Genomic DNA, 19,022 nt, shown 5'->3' on the forward strand with positions numbered 1-19,022 from the left:
GCTACTAGGTAGCTTTTATAAGTTTTACTCATTTGTTGTGCCCTCCTTTGTAAATCTCATTAAAATGTTCATCTACAAACTTATGCATCCTTCTTGCGTTAAACCTCCAACGATTAAAATTCTCATCAGGATAATGTACGATACCTTGTGCTCTTAACTCTTTTTCGAGTCTAGGGTGAAATAATAACCTGTCTTTGATTGTTTCATCAGATGCAATTTTTAATTTCTTCTTTAAGTCGCTCATGTTCCATACAGGGTCTAATGAGTAAGCTATTAACTCTTCATATTCATCTTTTGTGATAAGCACGTGTGTTTCAGGTATTGGAACTGTTACGTTTAAAATATGTGGCATTTCTATCTTTCCTTTCGTGTATAATGTTGTTATCAACCTAAGGTAGTGATAAGTATGAAATTAGATCATGATTGTGTTAGACATCTTTTGTTAGAAATTGAAACTAATAAAAAGATTGGTGAACCGCTCACCGAATACAATTTCAAAGATAATGTTGTATTTGGAAAATATGATTTTGAAACTGTAATATATGCATTATTAAAACTGGAAGAAGCAAAGTATGTTAGTGTTAAATTCGATTGGGAAGATGGACATATTTATGATTATACAATTAACGATATAACTTGGTCAGGACATGAATTTTTAGATAATATCCGAGACAATCACACTTGGAAAGAAGTTAAAAAAGTCGCAAACAAAACCACTAGTATGTCCGTAACATTGCTAAGCAAATTAGCTTTTAATTATCTAACACAAAAATTTAATCTAACTTAAATTCTTTTCCATCTATTAATCCATAAAAGTTATTTTTTAAATGCGGATGTCTTTCAAGCGTCATTTCAATAAAACGCTGGTCTATCATTAAGTCGTAGCCATCGTTGTATTGAATATTAACGGGTCGTCTATTACCTTCTTCGTCATAGTAGTAATAGATGACTTTTTTGTTTTGAGCTTGCATTGTTCGTTCCTCCTATTAAGATGTTTGTTTTTCTCCTAAAAACTTATTAACAAAGTATTGTTGTCCTTTGCCTGTTACTTTTGGCGTCTTACTAATTGATGTGTGACCGTCCGAATGTGTGATTGATGTTTCTTTAATTTCGAATAACTCACGTTCCATTGAATACTGTGTAGGCATGTTATAATCCACACCCTTGCGTTTAATAAGGAATCCGTTTTGACGTAACCACTCAAACAATCTGCGTTGCCCGATGTTTATACCGTTTTGTTTAATGATCTTTGCTAACTCTCCAACTAAAATTGATGTCTTAGTAGTAGCTACTGCATCTGCAAATACAATTTTTGGTTTATCACGTTCAATCTTTGTTTCTAATTGATTGATTGTGTTGTTAGCAATTTTTAAAGCACGTTGCATAATCATTTCTGGGCTATTCCATGCTTTTTCAACTTGGATGAAGTATTGTCTTGCACGTTTGCCAGGTTCACTACGTTGAATCATTGCAATCTCTTTTGCAGTGTCTAGTGTGAGTGCGTGGTCAGTTTGATTCTGACGACCTCCTAGTGGGTTATGGACAAAAATGTCCGTGACTATATAATCGATATTTTCTTCAAATCCGTAATCACTCATTCTTTCAAACCATTTTTTGTATGGAGTCTTAACCTCTAATGCTTGATGAAGTTCTCGACCGCTGATTGCGATTTCTCCATTTTCTTTTTCTTGTATGTTGAACATTTCGCCTATGTTCGATTTTGTTTGTAATGCTTGCATATTGTTTGTGCTCCTTTCTGCTATACTCCTATTAAGGAGGTGAATGACTTATGACTGATGAAGCTAAATTTGTCCTTTTACAACTTTATTCAATTTACCTTGATAGAATTGACGAAGGTATGTCTAAACGTTCTGCATCTTATTTCGGTAGTGATGAATCCTCATTTAACGCTTTCTTTTTAGGTTTTAATTTTGAAGACTATATCGATGCAGTTCTTGAATTAAAGCATAGAGATTTTGTAATTGCTTCTGCTGAAGATGGCGGTTTTCTTGAGATGGCTCTTTCTCGAGAAGGTATCGCCTACTCAGAATCAGAATCCAAAAAAGATTACAAAACACTTATGGGTTTAATTAGAGATTTGAAAAAATTAATAATCTAAAATCCAATCATCTGCTATTAAATCGTCTGCGCTAGGCTGCCACCTTCCGGCGGCGGTTTGTCTTTTTTTCTTATAGTGTCTAGATACGACTAGGCATTGATAACGCTGCAAATTAGTTGGTAATATCCCATACACATCTTGATTCTCTCTCCTTATACTTATTCCTTTCTCCATCGCTAGCTTCGTTGCTTCTTGAATGTTCATTTGTTATTCCTCCTATTAAGATGTTTGTTTTTTTTTAAATGCTAAAATAATTGATTTCTTTTTATCATTCGTAAATACGAAATTTTCGTATTCATTACCTAAAAAAATATCATCATATTTAACATTAAAAGCACTCATATACTTAGAAAGTAAACTATCTTTAATGTTTGTAGAGTCTTTTTCCATATTTTGAATTGTACGTGATGAGACCTTAAATAAATCTCCTAACTCTTTTTGAGTCAATCCGTAATCAGTCCTCAACTCTTTTAATGTTTTCATGTTGTCACCGCCTTTCGTAAACCTAATATAATACGAAATTTTCGTATTGTCAACATTAAATACGTTTTTTTCGTAAAAAACTTTACTATGATATGAAAATTTCGTATAATAAGAAAAAAGGAGGTAAGTAATATGAACAAAGAAAGAAATATTATTATAGCCAAAAACATTAGAAAATTTCTCAACGATTCAAATATGTCTCAAAAGAAACTTGCTGAACTCATTAACATAAAACCATCTACTTTAAGCGATTATTTAAATTTACGTTCCAACCCCTCTCACGGCGTTATACAAAGGATAGCTGATGTTTTCGAGGTTGGTAAAAGCGACATAGATACTACATACAAAGACGATAACGACATCACTTCCATATACAACAAACTCACACCTCCCCGCCAAGAAAACGTACTTAACTATGCAAATGAACAATTGGAAGAACAGAATTCTAAAGGAGATAACGTTGTAGATATTAATTCATATAAACAGGAGAAAACTCCAGTTAACGTCAATGGTTGCGTCTCTGCTGGTGTAGGAGAACGTTTACACGATGAAACGCTATTTACTGAAATGGTTAAAGGACCTATCCCCACACACGATTTAGCGTTAAAAGTAAATGGTGATTCTATGGAACCTATGTTTAAAGATGGCGAAATCATATTTGTGGAGAAAACTCACAATATAAAGAATGGACAAATTGGTATATTCATCATTGAAGAAGAAGCGTACGTTAAGAAAGTCTTTGTTGAAGATGATAGATTGACTCTAGTTTCACTAAATAAAGATTACGACGATCTACACTTTTATAGAAATGAAAGTGTGAGGTTAATTGGAAAAGTTATTTTATAAAAGGAGCACTTGCAAATGAAAAAATATGATATTGCAGTCTTAGACTTTGAAACTATGAATGAACATATGAACAGCCCTTGCGAAGTTGCTGTATCTTTAATTAAGGATTTATCAATAGTAAAAGTTTATTCATCTTATATTAATCCTCCTAATAATAGATATAACTTGAAAAACGCTAAAATACATAAAATACCTGAAGATGTCATATTAAAAGCACCTAAATATCCAGATATTTACCAAGAAATTCTCTATCTTTTAAAAGAATCACATTTAATTATTGCTCATAATGCACTTTTTGATATTTCAGTATTAAAAAATACTAATAATTATTATGACTTACCTGTTCCAAACTTCATGTATGTCGATAGTATAAATATCTTTAGAAGCTTCCACGCAATCTCTAGTTTTAAATTAGAAAATTTGTGTAGCTTATATGATATCGATAAAGAAAAATTACATTCTGCTAAATTTGACGTGCTAGCTTTATCGAAGATGTTGATATCACTCGCTAAAAACAATCAGCATTATAGTGTATTAAAATTAATACATTATATGCCTAAGCAATACATTAGATTTAGCAAATATTCTAACTCTCCAACTAAACTTTTCGATTCAGGATTTCAAAAAATTCATATGAAAATATCTGAGATTAATAAAATAGAAGTGGAAAGTGTAATCCCTATTTTAAAAGATAAAAATGTTGTTTTTACAGGTAATTTTGACACTGAAAAACAAGATTTAATGATATTAACTAGAAAGAAAGGAGCTTATATCAGAAGTGACGTAACTGCAAAAACAGATATTTTAGTCGAAGGTGTTCAAGATGATAAATATAAAGATGTGAACGGACTAGTTTCAAAACAACGAAAAGCTCGAGAATATGTTGGAAATGGTGCAAAAATTCAATTTTTAAATGAAGAAGACTTAATAAATTTAATAAAGGAATAATAACGATGATCAAAAAAATTTTTACAAAAAAGCATGTATTCTTAGTTATAGAAGATGAAAACCATAATCACAGTGATGCTGTTTTTGGAAAAAGTATATTACTTTCAATTTACGTCGGTGTGAATAAAAAGACTAATTCTAAATCAGGGAAATTTATATACCTTGACAGATCTAAAAGAATCGTTAGACAATCTGATATCACCAAAATAGAATCAGCTAACGAAAATGATGTAGATTTTTATAATTTACTGAAGAAAGAAAAGGAAATTGTTTATTCCAAAAATATAGTAGATAAATACAATTTAGCGAACTATATAATTTACTACGAAGTTAGTACTAAAGAATAAACCAATCCATTATTTCATAATACTAACCTTAAATTTACAGAGGTTTTAATTATGAAACATGAAAAAAGCAATCTTAACTTTAAGTCTTATATTTATTACCTACTACCTCACTTTTAAATATATGTGGATTAAAGAATTGAAGTATTAATTATGCTTATTTAAAAAAGACGTCTATTTCAGCAGTGTTTGAAAGGAAGTTTATAATGAAAATAACTAATTGCAAAATAAAAAGAGAAACTGTAATATACGAAGTTTTAACTAGTGGTAATCAACCATTCACTTATGAGTTACCTAAAGATTTATCGTCACATAATGCGCGTAAATACTTGGAATTTATTTCACAAAAATTAGATGGCGATAAGTTAACCAAAGAAGATTCATTATGATTTTACTAAACAAAAAAACGCCTACTAGTGTGAAAACGTATTGATTAATAGCGCCTATATGGAGTTTTAATATAAAAAGTAAGCAAAGGAGAAATGAGAATGAAAAGATTGTTAGGTTTATTATTAGTGAGCACGTTAGTGTTAAGTGCATGTGGAAATGATGAGAATCAGGAAGAATCTAAAAAAGAAGTTAAATCAAAAGAAAAGAAAATTGAGAAGGAAAAGGAAAATAAATCGAAAAAAGATAAGGAAAAAGAAGTTGCAACACAACAACAACCAGACAATCAAACCGTTGAACAACCCCAATCACAAGAGCAATCGGTTCAACAACCGCAACAACAGATACCACAAAATAGTGTTCCTCAGCAAAATGTCCAAGTTCAACAAAACAAAAAGCAAAAAGTTGATTTAAATAATATGCCTCCCACTGATTTTTCTACAGAGGGTATGTCTGAGCAGGCTCAAAAACAAATTGAAGAGCTTTCAATGCAAAAAGACTATCATGGTCTGTCACAAAGAGAATACAATGATAGAGTTTCTGAAATTATAAATAATGATAATTGATTCCACAGGGTAGCCCGCCTACCCTTATTATTTTTTGCCAATTTTGAGGAGGGAACGCATGAAAACACGTTGTTACGATGGTAAAAAATGGCAATATGAATTTAAGCATGAAGGAAAAAGATACCGTAAGAAAGGTTTTAGAACAAAGCGTGAAGCTAATTCTGCTGGACTAGACAAGTTAAATGAGTTAAGAAGTGGTTTTAATATAGATAACTATATAACTCTTGAAGAATACTTCGAAAATTGGATTAAAACATATAAACAACCTGTTGTTAAAGAAAATACCTACCGTCATTATAGAAATGCATTACAACATATACAAAAACATAAAATAGGTAAAATGGAGTTATCAAAGATAAATAGACAAGTTTATCAGAAATTCATAAACGACTATTCAAAAGAACACGCAAAAGAAACTATAAGAAAAACAAACGGTGCTATTCGGTCAGCTTTAGATGACGCATTATATGATGGACTTATTTTTAAAAACCCCGCTTATAAAGTTAATTATAAAGCCGGAAAACCTACGAAGTCAGAACAAGAAAAATTCATCTCGGTAACTGAATATGAAATACTAAAAGATCACGTCAGAAAGAAGAGAACTCGTTCATCATTAGCGCTATTCATAATGATTTGTACGGGTTGTCGTGTCAGTGGTGCAAGAAATATAAAGATTGAGCATATCAACCAAGTGAAAAACACTATATTTATTGACGAGCGAAAAACCAATACTTCCCCTAGATATATCAGTATCGCTAAATCTGATATGAAACACATTATGGACGTCATAAGTACATTTGCAATTAGCTATGATGGTTACATTTTCAAAGAAGGCGGATCTATAATTAACCTTCATGCTATCAATAATGCTTTGAAATCAGCCTGTAGAGTCAATAATATACCAATTATTACATCGCACGCATTAAGACACACTCATTGTTCTTATTTACTAGCAAAAGGTGTATCTATACATTACATTTCTAAAAGATTAGGTCATAAAAATATAGCAATAACTACATCTGTGTATTCTCATTTGTTAGAAGAAAAATTTAATGAAGAGGACAAAAAAACAACTAAAATTTTAGAAAGTATGTAATTTAGGGACCCATTAGGGACTCCAAACCCAATAAATACTGTTGTTACAAGGTTTCTATGTATCCGAATTGGGGTCAATATAAGCGTGCTGATTTAATTGGACAATCTTCTTACATCAAAAATAATGATGTCGTCATATTTAATGAAGCATTTGATAATGGTGCATCAGACAAATTATTAAGTAATGTAAAAAAAGAATATCCTTACCAAACACCTGTACTCGGTCGTTCTCAATCAGGTTGGGACAAAACTGAAGGTAGCTACTCATCAACTGTTGCTGAAGATGGCGGCGTAGCGATTGTAAGTAAATATCCTATTAAAGAAAAAATCCAGCATGTTTTCAAAAGCGGTTGTGGATTCGACAATGACAGTAATAAAGGCTTTGTTTATACAAAGATAGAGAAAAACGGTAAGAACGTTCACGTTATCGGTACACATACACAATCTGAAGATTCAAGATGTGGCGCTGGACATGATCGAAAAATTAGAGCTGAACAAATGAAAGAAATCAGCGACTTTGTTAAAAAGAAAAACATACCTAAAGATGAAACGGTTTATATCGGTGGCGATTTGAATGTTAATAAAGGTACTCCAGAGTTCAAAGATATGCTTAAAAACTTAAACGTGAATGATGTTCTATATGCAGGACACAATAGCACATGGGATCCACAGTCAAATTCTATCGCGAAATATAATTATCCTAATGGTAAACCAGAACATTTAGACTATATATTTACAGATAAAGATCATAAACAACCAAAACAATTAGTTAATGAAGTTGTTACTGAAAAACCTAAGCCATGGGATGTCTATGCCTTCCCTTACTACTATGTATACAATGATTTCTCAGATCATTATCCAATCAAAGCCTATAGTAAATAGCACTCAACTAACTAATAACTCGCTTCGTTCTAAAAGGTCGAAGCGAGTTTTTGTTGAAATATGAAATGACTAACTTTAAATAGGTATCTCTTCATTAATATAATAACTTCCGCTACACTTCAACATGGCTCATATGCCATCTAACAACATCAAGTTAGTTTACTCAACATAAAAGATACAGTATCTCAAACTATCTATCCCAAAATAAATAAAAAGTTACCTACTACGCGATACGCAGCAGGCAACTTGCGAAAACTTATTTCTTTTCTTTATCATTAAATGTTTTAATTAATTTTACATCATGTGTCTTCCAATCAACTTCATATAATGCTGATAATTTTTCTTCTTTTTGATCTACATGGTTTTCACCAGACCAATAGCCCCAGAAACCATGTTTGTTCCAATCTAATTTAAAGTCATCCATTGATCGTTTATAATGAACGATAAATCTTGATTTACCTTTATCATTTTTATCGTGTGACATTACAGCTAAAAATTCTGGATTAAATCCTTCTGACACAGTTACAGGCATTTTATTTTTAGGCGTGAAATTATCTTTCGCCCATAAGTTTCCGTTTCGAGTTAATGAAAAGATTTCACTTTTCACTCTATCATCACTGTCATTAGTTAGTTGTCTCGTATGATCATGTCCCATATTATTGATAGAATGTGCTTCTACTTTCCAAGCTACACCTTTATTTGTTGTAGGTTGATCAATAAGTGTGCGGTAAGATGGTTGTTGATAACTAATTGTCTCTGAATAATTTTTCTCTTTTGTAATATTTCCAGTTAAACCGCCACGATTAATTGAAAAATCTCCACCTGTTTTATAGCCATACGTATATTTAACTTCTCTTGATTCATCTTGATTTTTAGGCGCAAAATCAGTCACATTTGTACTGTTGTTGTTATCATCAACGTTTTGAATCGAGACTGAATAAGAACCAGGCCATCTTAATGTACTATTCCAATAACCATTTGGATTTAAAATTTTCAATCCACTGCCAATTGTACCTTTCGCCTTAATAAATACTGTCTCTTTATCATAATTTGGCTCAGTTAAAAAATTAAATTGTAAGCTTTGTGAGATTTTTTTCTCTGTATCACTCGTTGTAGCCGTACGTGTATACATCTTCGTATCACCATCAAGGTTCTTCTCGGAAACTGTAGTAATTTTAGATTTAATTTCTGCATAAGAAGATGCTGGGAACACAGTTAAAGCTGTTGATAGCGCCAAACTGCAGATTGTAATATTTTTACATACTTGTTTAATCATTTGTCATCCGTCCCTTCTACTTTATCCTTCTTTATATGGTTTATTTTGATCAGAGTATTTTTCAACGACTTTAACTGTTTTATTTTTCCAATCTACTTCATAAACTACAATAAATCTTTGACCATCTTTATTTTGTTCTAAAATTGGTTGTCCATAATGTATACCAGGTTTGTTTTTCAAAATATCTTGATTACGTGTATATGTAACTTCGAATCGTGTTTTGTCATTTGTTTTTTCATTAGAAATATAAGTTAAGAATTCTGGGTTAAATCCGCTTCTTACAAGCGCAGGATATCTATATTTTGACGCAAAACTTAATTCAGGATTTTCTACAGTAGATAATCTAGTATTTCTATAGAATAAGAATTCATCATTTCTGTTCTTAATTTCATTCCCGTATTTTAAATCGTTGGCAACAACAGACCAATGTACGTGTCTATTATTATTTTTACCGCTCGCAATTGTGTCGTAATTTTGTTGGTTATAACTGATAGATTTAGAATAGCTATTAGATGATGTTCGTCCAATACCTTTTGTTGAATCGAATTTACCACCTAAGCTATAAGAAAATGTACTATCTACTTTCGCAGTGGAAATTTTATTTTTTGGCAGTTGATCTAAAATTTCAGTTTTAGGGTTTCTTTGTACTTGAAAATCAACGTGATATTCACTCGGGTATTTTAACCATGATGCGTTTGTTTCATTTCGATGAGATTCAAACTTTAAATTTGAATGAATTGACCCTTGTTTTTTGACAAGTAAGACATTCTTGTCATATGTTGGATCATCGATAAAGTCGAATTGTAAATTTTGTAAAATATTTGTCTCTTTATCGTATTCAGATACAGTACGCTTTGTAACTTTACCGTTTTTACCAATGTCATCAGGTCCTGGTGTATTTTTATCTTTATCATTCACATTACGCTTTTCTTTTTGTTGAGCCTTATCAACATGTTCTTTCTTAGTTTGGTCTTGTGAGTCTTTATTCGCTGAATTCGCTTCTGTATTTGCTGCTGATAACAATAAAAGTGCACATGATAATGATGACGCAATGAATACGCGCTTTTTATTTTTCATTGTTATAACCTTCTTTCTTATATTTAATATTGTTGATAGGTATCGACATGTGAATAATATCACAAAAACTAAGAATATATATTTAACTATTTATTAAATGATTTTGTTTATATTATTAAATACTTTTTTCGATATAAAATTAATGTGTGTACAAAGTGATTAAATTAGTAAATCCCTTTATTTCGTAGTTAATCACCACGGATCTATATGTTATACATGCTTTAAATAAATATTTTTTATACAATCCGACTGGACGATTTACAATAAAAAAACACCTGCTATCAGTGATTATTAGACTACTGATATAAGGTGCATATTTTAAGATGCAATCATGAACATAGCACGTCACTTTGTTACTTAAAATTAATGTTTAAATACAATAATTATGTTTATATAAATATATATACTATTTTGTAAAGGTGTGAGCTTGATGACAACTTTTAGTGAAAAGGAAAAAATTCAATTACTCGCAGATATCATTGAACTTCAAACTGAGAACAACAATGAAATAGAGGTTTGTCATTATTTAAAGAATTTATTCGACAAATATGATATTAACTCTAAAATTTTAAAAGTTAATGAACAGCGCGCCAATATCGTTGCTGAAATCGGTAGTGGCTCTCCTATACTTGCATTGAGCGGTCATATGGATGTCGTTGATGCAGGAAATCAAGATAACTGGACATACCCTCCTTTTCAATTAACTGAAAAAGATGGCAAATTATATGGTCGAGGCACAACGGATATGAAAGGCGGTCTGATGGCTTTGGTCATCACACTCATTGAATTAAAAGAACAAAATCAATTGCCTCAAGGAACCATTAGATTACTCGCTACTGCTGGTGAAGAGAAAGAGCAAGAAGGCGCCAAATTATTAGCAGATAAAGGCTATTTAGATGATGTTGATGGTCTAATGATTGCTGAACCAACTGGATCTGGAATTTATTATGCACATAAAGGGTCTATGTCATGTAAAGTAACTGCAACTGGTAAAGCTGTCCATAGCTCAGTTCCATTTATTGGTGACAATGCAATTGATACACTGCTTGAATTTTATAATCAATTTAAAGAAAAATATTCAGAGCTTAAAAAAAATGATACTAAACATGAGTTAGATGTTGCGCCCATGTTCAAATCATTGATAGGAAAAGAAATTTCTGAAGAGGATGCAAATGATGCATCTGGTCTTACAGCTGTATGTTCGATTATAAATGGCGGCAAACAATTTAACTCTGTACCAGATGAAGCTTCACTTGAATTTAACGTAAGACCAGTTCCTGAGTATGATAACGACTTTGTAGAATCATTTTTCCAAAATATCATAAATGATGTGAATAGCAATAAGCTTTCACTTGAAATTCCAAGCAATCATCGTCCTGTCACAAGCGATAAAAATAGCAAATTAATTACTACGATTAAAGATGTAGCTTCTAGTTATATAGAACAAGGTGAAATCTTTGTTTCGGCGCTTGTAGGTGCAACGGATGCTTCCAGCTTCTTAGGAGATAATAAGGACAATGTTGATTTAGCCATTTTTGGACCAGGTAATCCATTAATGGCACATCAAATCGATGAATATATTGAAAAAGATATGTATCTGAAATATATTGATATTTTCAAAGAGGCTTCCATTCAATATTTAAAGGAGAAATAAGAGGTATACTGTCAGCTGCCCTATTCGGGTGCTGGCAGTTTTTATTGCGAATTTTAAGTTTTTGAGCTGGAAAACAAAATTTTGACGACGAATTATTTGAATGTAAATATTCAAATATCAACAAGCATATTTCCATTGAATAGGTGATGTAAAATTAAAACTATAGTGCTGATTTATCATACATATATTGCATTGTCTGTTGAAATTGGGAATCCAATTTCTCTTTTTTGAGGCTCCCACCCCAACTTACATTGTTCGTAGAATTTCTTTTCGAAATTCTCTGTGTTGGGGCCCCTGACTAGAATTGAAAAGTAATACACATCAGTAACATTTCTTTTTTCGTTTATGATATTATCTAATTATTAATTTATAATATAAAGGAGTATGCAATTAAAATGAACAAAGTCCACAAACCTTTATATTTTTATTTAATGCTTTTCTTCTCTACAACTATCATAGGTGCACTTTTATTGTATTTACCTTTCACTGGTAAAAAGCCAATATCTTTTTTAGATGCCCTATTTATAGCTTCAAGTGCATTTACAGTTACTGGCTTGTCCCCAGTTGATATAGGATCACAGTTTAATATACTTGGTGAGATAGTAATACTATTATTAATACAAATAGGTGGTCTGGGTATCGTAACCGTAACACTATTGACACTAGTATTTTTAAATAGAAAGATATCAATGAAAAATAGATTCTTGATTATGGTTACATGGAATATTGACGAACCTGGTGGTGTTATTAAACTAATTAAACACTTGGCTATTTATAGTTTAGTCACTGAATTAATTGGTATGATTTGTTTGTGTTTATCTTTTATACCAAAATTTGGTATAGGCAAAGGATTATTTTTAAGCTTATTCACATCAGTATCAGCTTTTAATAATGCTGGATTTGCCCTTTTTAAGAATAACTTAATAGATTTTTCTAATGATCCAATTGTCATTATCATAATCTCAATACTCATAGTATTTGGAGGTATTGGACATTTTGTCGTAATAGACTTTATTAATTGTAAAAAATTGAGTAAATTATCTTTACATTCTAAATTAGTCTTAACTACTACTAGTATCCTAATAATTATAGGTGCTATTACATTCTTTTTATTAGAACAGTTTAATACTATGCAACATATGGGACTAGTTGAAAAAATCGGAAATTCTTTTTTCCAATCAGTAACAACACGAACAGCGGGTTTTAACAGTATAGATATAGCAAGCATTAACAAATCTACCGCCTTAATGTTAATGCTACTAATGTTTATTGGTGGTGCCCCTCTCAGTGCAGCTGGAGGAATTAAAATAACTACTTTTGCAGTAGCGTTTATTTTTGTACTAAATTATATACGTAAAGAAAATAATGTTTTCGTATTCAATAAAGAAATATCTGACAAACATATAAAACTATCTATTGTTACCATTAATATCTCATTTCTATTTATCAGTATCATTACTTTTATATTATCGATAATTAATCCGAACATATCATTAATCAAGTTATTATTCGAAGTGGTTTCTGCATTTGGAACAGTCGGGTTAAGTATGAACCTTACCACAGAATATCACGGTATTACTAAAATAATTATTATATTCGTTATGCTTTGCGGTAAAGTAGGACTATTAACTTTATTAAGAACATTTATACCACCAAAAAGTCCTAAAAATTACCGCTACACTAAAGGACAAATTTATCTATAAAGTAGCTATCAATCTTTAAACAAGAAATGAACTAGTGTTTTAATCTATTACATTAAAAAACTACCTGAACAGGTAGTTTTTTGTTATTCTGTATTTATTTTAGGACGATAAAATGCCTTATCTTTTTAATGAAGCAAAATGCATAAACACACCTAAAATGAAGCAAAATGCATAAACACACCTAAAAAGAGATCAACTCAAAACTAAACTATACCTAGTTAACTGCTTGTGATTAAGAAATTTTAAATGTGGTTTCAATCAATAAGGTCACCCACCCATTAGAATTTTAATCAAGCAGTCATTCCGGAACACGCAATATTTATTACTTATTGAAGTTGATGTACTCTCATTAGGTAATACAATATCTCCTGAACCTCAATGATTTAAATACCATTATGAATCCAATGACAAATCATCATAAAAAAAGACGCTTTCCAAAAGTTTTGGCAACTAATGGAAAACGTCTTAAAAACATATTTTCATACGTTCTCATATTTATTTGAAACGAATCATACTCGTCTATCATGGAATGTTCTAGTTAGTCTAAACTAGAAACTGTTTTACATCATTCCTGGCATACCACCCATGTTAGGTTGGTCATTATTTTTTTCAGGAATTGAAGCCACTACTGCTTCTGTAGTTAAGAACATTGCCGCAACACTTGCTGCATGTTGTAATGCTGAGCGTGTTACTTTAGTTGGATCAACGATACCTGCTTCTAACATATTAACCCACTCGTTTGTAGCAGCGTTAAATCCAACACCTGGTTCTGCATTTTTCAAGCGTTCAACGATGACAGAGCCTTCTAATCCTGCATTTTCAGCAATTTGGCGAACTGGTGCAGTTAATGCTTTAAGTACAATATTCACACCTGTTTCAATGTCGCCTTCAGCTTCAATTTCACTTACTTTTTGGTAAACATTTACTAGTGCAGTACCACCACCTGCAACAATACCTTCTTCAACTGCTGCACGTGTAGAGTTTAAAGCATCTTCAATACGTAATTTACGTTCTTTAAGTTCTGTTTCACTTGCTGCACCTACCTTGATAACTGCAACACCGCCTGCTAATTTAGCTAAGCGCTCTTGTAATTTTTCACGATCAAAGTCAGATTCAGTTTCTTCAATTTGAGATTTCAATTGGCTTACACGTGCATCAATGCTGTTTTCGTCACCGTCACCATCAACAACAGTTGTATTATCTTTAGTTACTTCTACTTTACTTGCAGTACCTAACATATCTATTGATGCATCTTTTAAATCTAAGCCTAAATCATCAGTAATCACTTGCGCACCAGTTAAAATAGCTAAATCTTTAAGCATCGCTTTTCTACGATCACCAAAACCAGGTGCTTTTACAGCAACAGCTGTAAATGTACCACGCATGCGGTTTAGTACGATATTTGTTAATGCATCGCCTTCAACTTCATCAGCTACAATTAAGATTGGACGATTAGATTGAACCACTTGTTCTAGTAAAGGTAAGATATCTTGGAATGATGAGATTTTCTTATCTGTCACTAAAATGTATGGGCGTTCTAATTCAGCAACCATTTTATCTGAATCAGTAACCATATACGGTGATTGATAACCACGATCAAATTGCATACCTTCAACCACTTCTAGTTCAGTGTTTAGTCCATTTGATTCTTCAATTGTAATGACACCATCGTTACCTACTTTTTCCATAGCTTCTGAAATATAGCGTCCAATTTCTTCATCTGCTGCTGAAATAGCACCTACTTGCGCAATTTCATTTTTATTTTCAACTTTTTGAGAATTTTCATGTAACGCTTCAACAGCAACTTTAACTGCTTTGTCGATACCTTGTCGTAAACCAACTGGGTTCGCACCACTTGTAACATTTTTCAAGCCTTCTTGAATCATTGCTTGAGCTAATACTGTTGCAGTTGTCGTACCGTCACCAGCAATTTCATTTGTCTTATTTGCGACTTCTTGAACTAGTTTAGCCCCCATATTTTCATATGGATCTTCTAATTCGATTTCTTTAGCAATCGTTACACCATCGTTCGTAATTAAAGGTGCTGTAAACTCTTTATCTAATACAACATTACGTCCTTTAGGACCAATCGTTACTTTAACTGCATTTGCTAATTGGTCAACACCGCGTAACATTGCTTGACGTGCATCTTCAGAGAATTTCAATTGTTTAACCATAAATGATAAACCTCCATTTGTTTAGTCATATTTCATTTTCGTTCTTTACAATCTATCTATGAATTATATTCTATATTATTCAATTACCGCTAAAATATCTTCTTCATTTAAAACTAAATAAGTCTCATTATCTCGTTTAACTTCTGTACCTGCATATTGTTGGAACACGACACGGTCCCCTTCTTTCACTTCAGGAGTCACTCTTGTACCATCATTTAATAGGCGTCCTGTTCCTACTGCAACGATAACGCCTTCGTTTGATTTTTCTTTAGCACTATCAGTTAAAACAATACCACTTTTAGTTGTTTGTTCTTGTTCTTTTTTCTCAATAATCACACGATTTCCAATTGGTTTTAGCATGATTGTTCCTCCTTAAAAAACCTAAAGTTTAGCACTTAACTTTATAGAGTGCTAACATACATTTATAATAATCAAATTTGGTCAAAACTTCAAGTCATAACCTTTCAATTAAGTTTTGTAACTTCAAGTTATTTACGATAAAATAAATTATAAACAAATATTTGGAGGAAAATTATGACAAGACTATGGGCATCATTGCTAACTGTTATTATTTATATATTGTCTCAATTTTTACCGCTTCTCATTGTGAAAAAATTACCATTTGCACAATATAGTGGCATAGAACTGACTAAAGCAGTCATTTACATACAACTTGTTCTATTTTTAATCGCCGCCACGACGATTATTTTAATTAATTTAAAAATTAAAAATCCAACAAAATTAGAATTAGAAGTTAAAGAACCTAAAAAATATATCATTCCATGGGCATTGCTTGGATTTGCACTGGTAATGATTTATCAAATGGTAGTTAGTATTGTATATAGTCAAATTTTTGGCACACAACAAACAAGTCCAAATACTGAGCGTTTAATCGTTATTGCACGAAAGATTCCATTGTTTATCTTTTTCGTATCAATCGTTGGTCCTCTATTAGAAGAATATGTATTTAGAAAAGTAATCTTTGGCGAATTATTTAATGCAATTAAAGGTAACCGTATCGTCGCATTTGCTATTGCAACGACTGTAAGCTCATTAATCTTTGCATTAGCGCATAATGACTATAAATTTATTCCTATTTACTTTGGTATGGGCGTCATTTTTTCATTAGCATATGTATGGACGAAACGACTTGCTGTTCCAATTATTATTCATATGTTACAAAATGGATTTGTCGTTATATTCCAATTACTTAATCCTGAAGCTTTGAAAAAAGCCACGGAACAAGCGAATTTTATATATCACATTTTTATTCCATAATATAAAAAACGAATCACACACGGATTATCGTCGCTGTGATTCGTTTTTATTTTTCTTTTTATTTCGCTTTACAAATAAGAATAGCATGATTGAAAATACCACCATCATAGAACATACAATTGCTAGCCAATTTTTACTATATGCAGTTGACGCACTTTTCTTATTATCTTCTTGTTTTTTAACTACTGTAAAATCGTCTTTTTCATGCGGCTCAAATGAACGTTGTTTTGAATCCGGCTTATCTTCGGGCTTTTTCAAATCTGGCATTGATCCAATTTCACCAGTAATTAATGCGAGTACTTGTTCATCTAAATTACGATAGTACCTTTCTGATTTCAATGGATTGAAATATTGGAATCTAAAGTAATTCGATTGCTGTTGTAATCCATTTAAATATGCATTTCCGCTGAAGTTTTGTTTGCGAATAATATTATAAATGTCTTCATCAGTAACTTCTCCATATTCTTTACCCAATTGATTAATTTGATTTAAAATATACGGATTATACTTGTAAGCCCCATTCGCCAAGGCTAAAAATCGTTGGGATACAAAATCATTACCAGTAGGATTTTGTAAGTTTCTTTGATTTCCATTTGGTTGCCATTGACCTTGATTAGATCCATCTGAAGCATTTGGGTTCCATGTTCCCCCATTTTTCGAGCCACCAGAATGATTGGAATCCCCAGGTTGATTGGGATTTGGAGACGGATTTGGATTTGGCTTATTAGGGTCTGGTTTTGGATTCGGATTTGGATCTGGTTTTGGTTCCGGATTTGGCTTCGGTTTGTCTGGATCTGGTTTTGGATCCGGATTTGGTTTCGGCTTATCTGGGTCTGGCTTTGGTTCCGGATTTGGCTTTGGTTTATCTGGGTCTGGTTTTGGATTCGGATTTGGTTTCGGCTTATCTGGGTCTGGCTTCGGATTCGGACCTGGGTTTGGGTTATTTGAGTCTGGCTTCACATTATTCGAATCAGGATTAGCATCACGACTATTCGAACCTGTTCCTTCATCACCCGTTTGATTTGATTCGTGAGGTGTCCCAGTCTCATTATTATTCATTTCACTATTTACTGATGGCGAAGTTACATTATGATTCAAATTAGTCGTTGGCTTTTCTCCATTTAAGTTATCCTTTGCTTCAACTGTGTGCGTTGCAAGCCCTATACTACTACTACTTAAAATTAACATACTTGTTGAAAGTAACATTTTCTTAAACCAATGATATGACATTTCACGAGACACCTCCCTTTTTCATATAAGTATTAATCTAAGTATAATAAATATGCGTTGAAAATGCATTTATATTTGGAATTTGAAAATGAATATTAATATTCTTGAAATTTTCGTAAATATTACTTTACAAGTTCGAGTATAAAATTTATACTAAGTCTATTAAGTATTCTTTACTAAAGAAGGAGTAATGATTATGGGTTTATTTAAAAAAGATAAAAAAGCAATGACTTTTGACAACGCATTGGAAGAAAGACGTTCAATATATAATTTGAAAGATTCAATATCAATTAGCGATGACGAATTAGAATCAATGATTGCACATGCAGTTAAACATGTTCCTTCATCATTTAATTCTCAATCAACTAGAATTGTTCTCTTATTAAATGACAACAATAATAAATTTTGGGATAACACAAAAGCAATTTTAAAAGAAGTCATGGGAGAGAATCGTGATTTCGAGCCAACTGAACAAAAAATTGATAACTTCAAACATTCATACGGCACAATTTTGTTTTATGAAGATCAAGATGTTGTAAGTGGTTTACAAGAACAAATGCCAAACTACTATGATAATTTTGCAATATGGTCAACTCAAACAAATGCCATGCATCAATTTGCAATTTGGACTGCATTAGCTACTAAAGGCATAGGTGCTTCATTACAACACTATAATCCACTTGTTGATGAGATGACTTCAAATGAATTTAATATTCCTAAAAGTTGGAAACTTATTGCTCAAATGCCATTTGGTGATATTCGTGAAGCTGCTGGCGAAAAAACATTTAATCCAGTGGAAGATCGTTTCGTAATAAAAAAATAATCAATATATTGTTGGGAATGGTACAGAAATGATATAGAATCATTAGTTATTCATTATGTAGTAGTTCTTACACATTAGCCGCTGCTAATGTGTACTTAAGAATAGGAATACATGAGTAAAACTCATGTATAAGA

23 protein-coding genes and 1 pseudogene are annotated in these 19,022 nt (G+C 31.9%); 13 read left to right on the top strand and 11 right to left on the bottom strand.

What is annotated here, in order from left to right:
• Positions 1–28: 28 nt before the first annotated feature.
• Positions 29–352 (bottom strand): DUF771 domain-containing protein, encoded by a 324-nt coding sequence (locus tag HMPREF2658_RS06990; protein WP_001120201.1) that lies wholly within the window; start codon positions 350–352, stop codon positions 29–31.
• 54 nt (positions 353–406) lie between these two features.
• Between HMPREF2658_RS06990 and HMPREF2658_RS06995 the strand changes: the two genes are divergently transcribed.
• On the top strand, positions 407–787 hold the full coding sequence (locus HMPREF2658_RS06995) for a DUF2513 domain-containing protein (RefSeq protein WP_070854281.1): 381 nt from the start codon (positions 407–409) through the stop codon (positions 785–787).
• On the opposite strand, the gene HMPREF2658_RS07000 is transcribed toward HMPREF2658_RS06995, so the two are convergent.
• Complete coding sequence (locus HMPREF2658_RS07000) at positions 774–971, bottom strand: hypothetical protein (RefSeq protein WP_001148862.1); 198 nt, start codon at positions 969–971, stop codon at positions 774–776. The two genes, HMPREF2658_RS06995 and HMPREF2658_RS07000, sit on opposite strands and share 14 nt — an antisense overlap.
• Positions 972–986: 15 nt before the next feature.
• Positions 987–1,739 (bottom strand): phage antirepressor KilAC domain-containing protein, encoded by a 753-nt coding sequence (locus HMPREF2658_RS07005; protein WP_001148605.1) that lies wholly within the window; start codon positions 1,737–1,739, stop codon positions 987–989.
• A gap of 50 nt (positions 1,740–1,789) precedes the next feature.
• On the opposite strand from HMPREF2658_RS07005, the gene HMPREF2658_RS07010 reads away from it, so the two are divergent.
• Positions 1,790–2,119 carry a hypothetical protein gene (locus HMPREF2658_RS07010; protein WP_000128907.1) on the top strand — a complete coding sequence of 110 codons (330 nt, stop codon included), beginning with the start codon at positions 1,790–1,792 and terminating at the stop codon, positions 2,117–2,119.
• Here the strand turns inward: HMPREF2658_RS07010 and HMPREF2658_RS07015 are convergent.
• The 3 genes from HMPREF2658_RS07015 to HMPREF2658_RS07025 are packed head-to-tail and all read right to left on the bottom strand — an operon-like array spanning position 2,108 to position 2,772.
• On the bottom strand, positions 2,108–2,323 hold the full coding sequence (locus HMPREF2658_RS07015; RefSeq protein WP_001025404.1) for a Thoeris anti-defense Tad2 family protein: 216 nt from the start codon (positions 2,321–2,323) through the stop codon (positions 2,108–2,110). The two genes, HMPREF2658_RS07010 and HMPREF2658_RS07015, sit on opposite strands and share 12 nt — an antisense overlap.
• Positions 2,324–2,338: 15 nt before the next feature.
• Positions 2,339–2,602 carry an SA1804 family transcriptional regulator gene (locus HMPREF2658_RS07020; RefSeq protein WP_000854073.1) on the bottom strand — a complete coding sequence of 88 codons (264 nt, stop codon included), beginning with the start codon at positions 2,600–2,602 and terminating at the stop codon, positions 2,339–2,341.
• The gene (locus HMPREF2658_RS07025; protein WP_001801500.1) at positions 2,599–2,772 is read right to left on the bottom strand and encodes a hypothetical protein; all 174 of its coding nucleotides are present in this window, start codon (positions 2,770–2,772) and stop codon (positions 2,599–2,601) included. Before HMPREF2658_RS07025 ends, HMPREF2658_RS07020 begins: the two co-directional genes overlap by 4 nt.
• Between HMPREF2658_RS07025 and HMPREF2658_RS07030 the strand changes: the two genes are divergently transcribed.
• The 7 genes and pseudogenes from HMPREF2658_RS07030 to sph all read left to right on the top strand — a co-directional run.
• Positions 2,735–3,448 carry an XRE family transcriptional regulator gene (locus HMPREF2658_RS07030; protein WP_001031454.1) on the top strand — a complete coding sequence of 238 codons (714 nt, stop codon included), beginning with the start codon at positions 2,735–2,737 and terminating at the stop codon, positions 3,446–3,448. The genes HMPREF2658_RS07025 and HMPREF2658_RS07030 overlap by 38 nt on opposite strands.
• Before the next feature lie 15 nt (positions 3,449–3,463).
• The gene (locus HMPREF2658_RS07035) at positions 3,464–4,396 is read left to right on the top strand and encodes an exonuclease domain-containing protein (protein ID WP_000759682.1); all 933 of its coding nucleotides are present in this window, start codon (positions 3,464–3,466) and stop codon (positions 4,394–4,396) included.
• Between the two features lie 5 nt (positions 4,397–4,401).
• Entirely contained in the window at positions 4,402–4,743 is a 342-nt protein-coding gene (locus HMPREF2658_RS07040; RefSeq protein WP_000591749.1) for a hypothetical protein, read from the top strand.
• A 203-nt stretch (positions 4,744–4,946) separates the two neighbouring features.
• Complete coding sequence (locus HMPREF2658_RS07045) at positions 4,947–5,129, top strand: hypothetical protein (RefSeq protein ID WP_000705248.1); 183 nt, start codon at positions 4,947–4,949, stop codon at positions 5,127–5,129.
• A 99-nt stretch (positions 5,130–5,228) separates the two neighbouring features.
• Complete coding sequence (locus HMPREF2658_RS07050; RefSeq protein ID WP_000825947.1) at positions 5,229–5,693, top strand: hypothetical protein; 465 nt, start codon at positions 5,229–5,231, stop codon at positions 5,691–5,693.
• A 58-nt stretch (positions 5,694–5,751) separates the two neighbouring features.
• On the top strand, positions 5,752–6,789 hold the full coding sequence (locus HMPREF2658_RS07055; protein ID WP_000857191.1) for a tyrosine-type recombinase/integrase: 1,038 nt from the start codon (positions 5,752–5,754) through the stop codon (positions 6,787–6,789).
• Positions 6,790–6,845: 56 nt separating this feature from the next.
• Positions 6,846–7,670: pseudogene (gene sph, locus HMPREF2658_RS07060) on the top strand (sphingomyelin phosphodiesterase); the annotation flags it as partial.
• 256 nt (positions 7,671–7,926) lie between these two features.
• On the opposite strand, the gene HMPREF2658_RS07065 reads toward sph, so the two are convergent.
• A complete protein-coding gene (locus tag HMPREF2658_RS07065; RefSeq protein WP_000595616.1) occupies positions 7,927–8,946 on the bottom strand; it encodes a leukocidin/hemolysin toxin family protein in 1,020 nt (339 codons plus the stop codon).
• 21 nt (positions 8,947–8,967) lie between these two features.
• Complete coding sequence (locus HMPREF2658_RS07070) at positions 8,968–10,023, bottom strand: leukocidin family pore-forming toxin (RefSeq protein ID WP_000791399.1); 1,056 nt, start codon at positions 10,021–10,023, stop codon at positions 8,968–8,970.
• Positions 10,024–10,453: 430 nt separating this feature from the next.
• On the opposite strand from HMPREF2658_RS07070, the gene HMPREF2658_RS07075 reads away from it, so the two are divergent.
• Together HMPREF2658_RS07075 and HMPREF2658_RS07080 are read left to right on the top strand one after the other, a co-directional pair.
• On the top strand, positions 10,454–11,677 hold the full coding sequence (locus HMPREF2658_RS07075) for an ArgE/DapE family deacylase (protein WP_000206615.1): 1,224 nt from the start codon (positions 10,454–10,456) through the stop codon (positions 11,675–11,677).
• Between the two features lie 395 nt (positions 11,678–12,072).
• Positions 12,073–13,380, top strand: a complete 1,308-nt coding sequence (locus HMPREF2658_RS07080) for a TrkH family potassium uptake protein (RefSeq protein WP_001045070.1) — start codon at positions 12,073–12,075, stop codon at positions 13,378–13,380.
• A 560-nt stretch (positions 13,381–13,940) separates the two neighbouring features.
• On the opposite strand, the gene groL is transcribed toward HMPREF2658_RS07080, so the two are convergent.
• Both groL and groES read right to left on the bottom strand, forming a co-directional pair.
• Positions 13,941–15,557 carry a chaperonin GroEL gene (gene groL, locus HMPREF2658_RS07085; protein ID WP_070854283.1) on the bottom strand — a complete coding sequence of 539 codons (1,617 nt, stop codon included), beginning with the start codon at positions 15,555–15,557 and terminating at the stop codon, positions 13,941–13,943.
• A 75-nt stretch (positions 15,558–15,632) separates the two neighbouring features.
• The gene (gene groES / locus HMPREF2658_RS07090; RefSeq protein ID WP_000917289.1) at positions 15,633–15,917 is read right to left on the bottom strand and encodes a co-chaperone GroES; all 285 of its coding nucleotides are present in this window, start codon (positions 15,915–15,917) and stop codon (positions 15,633–15,635) included.
• Positions 15,918–16,091: 174 nt separating this feature from the next.
• Between groES and mroQ the strand changes: the two genes are divergently transcribed.
• Positions 16,092–16,835, top strand: a complete 744-nt coding sequence (gene mroQ / locus HMPREF2658_RS07095) for a CPBP family intramembrane glutamic endopeptidase MroQ (RefSeq protein ID WP_000197627.1) — start codon at positions 16,092–16,094, stop codon at positions 16,833–16,835.
• Between the two features lie 24 nt (positions 16,836–16,859).
• Here the strand turns inward: mroQ and HMPREF2658_RS07100 are convergent, their stop codons facing one another.
• Positions 16,860–18,065: an SdrH family protein gene (locus tag HMPREF2658_RS07100; RefSeq protein ID WP_070854286.1), complete on the bottom strand. Its 1,206-nt coding sequence runs from the start codon at positions 18,063–18,065 to the stop codon at positions 16,860–16,862.
• Positions 18,066–18,261: 196 nt separating this feature from the next.
• Here HMPREF2658_RS07100 and HMPREF2658_RS07105 point away from each other — a divergent pair, with 196 nt between their 5' ends.
• A complete protein-coding gene (locus tag HMPREF2658_RS07105; protein WP_000522375.1) occupies positions 18,262–18,888 on the top strand; it encodes a nitroreductase family protein in 627 nt (208 codons plus the stop codon).
• The last annotated feature ends 134 nt before the right edge of the window (positions 18,889–19,022 follow it).

The sequence above is a fragment of the Staphylococcus sp. HMSC062H10 genome (genome assembly GCF_001836945.1).
GTDB classification, from domain to species: domain Bacteria; phylum Bacillota; class Bacilli; order Staphylococcales; family Staphylococcaceae; genus Staphylococcus; species Staphylococcus aureus.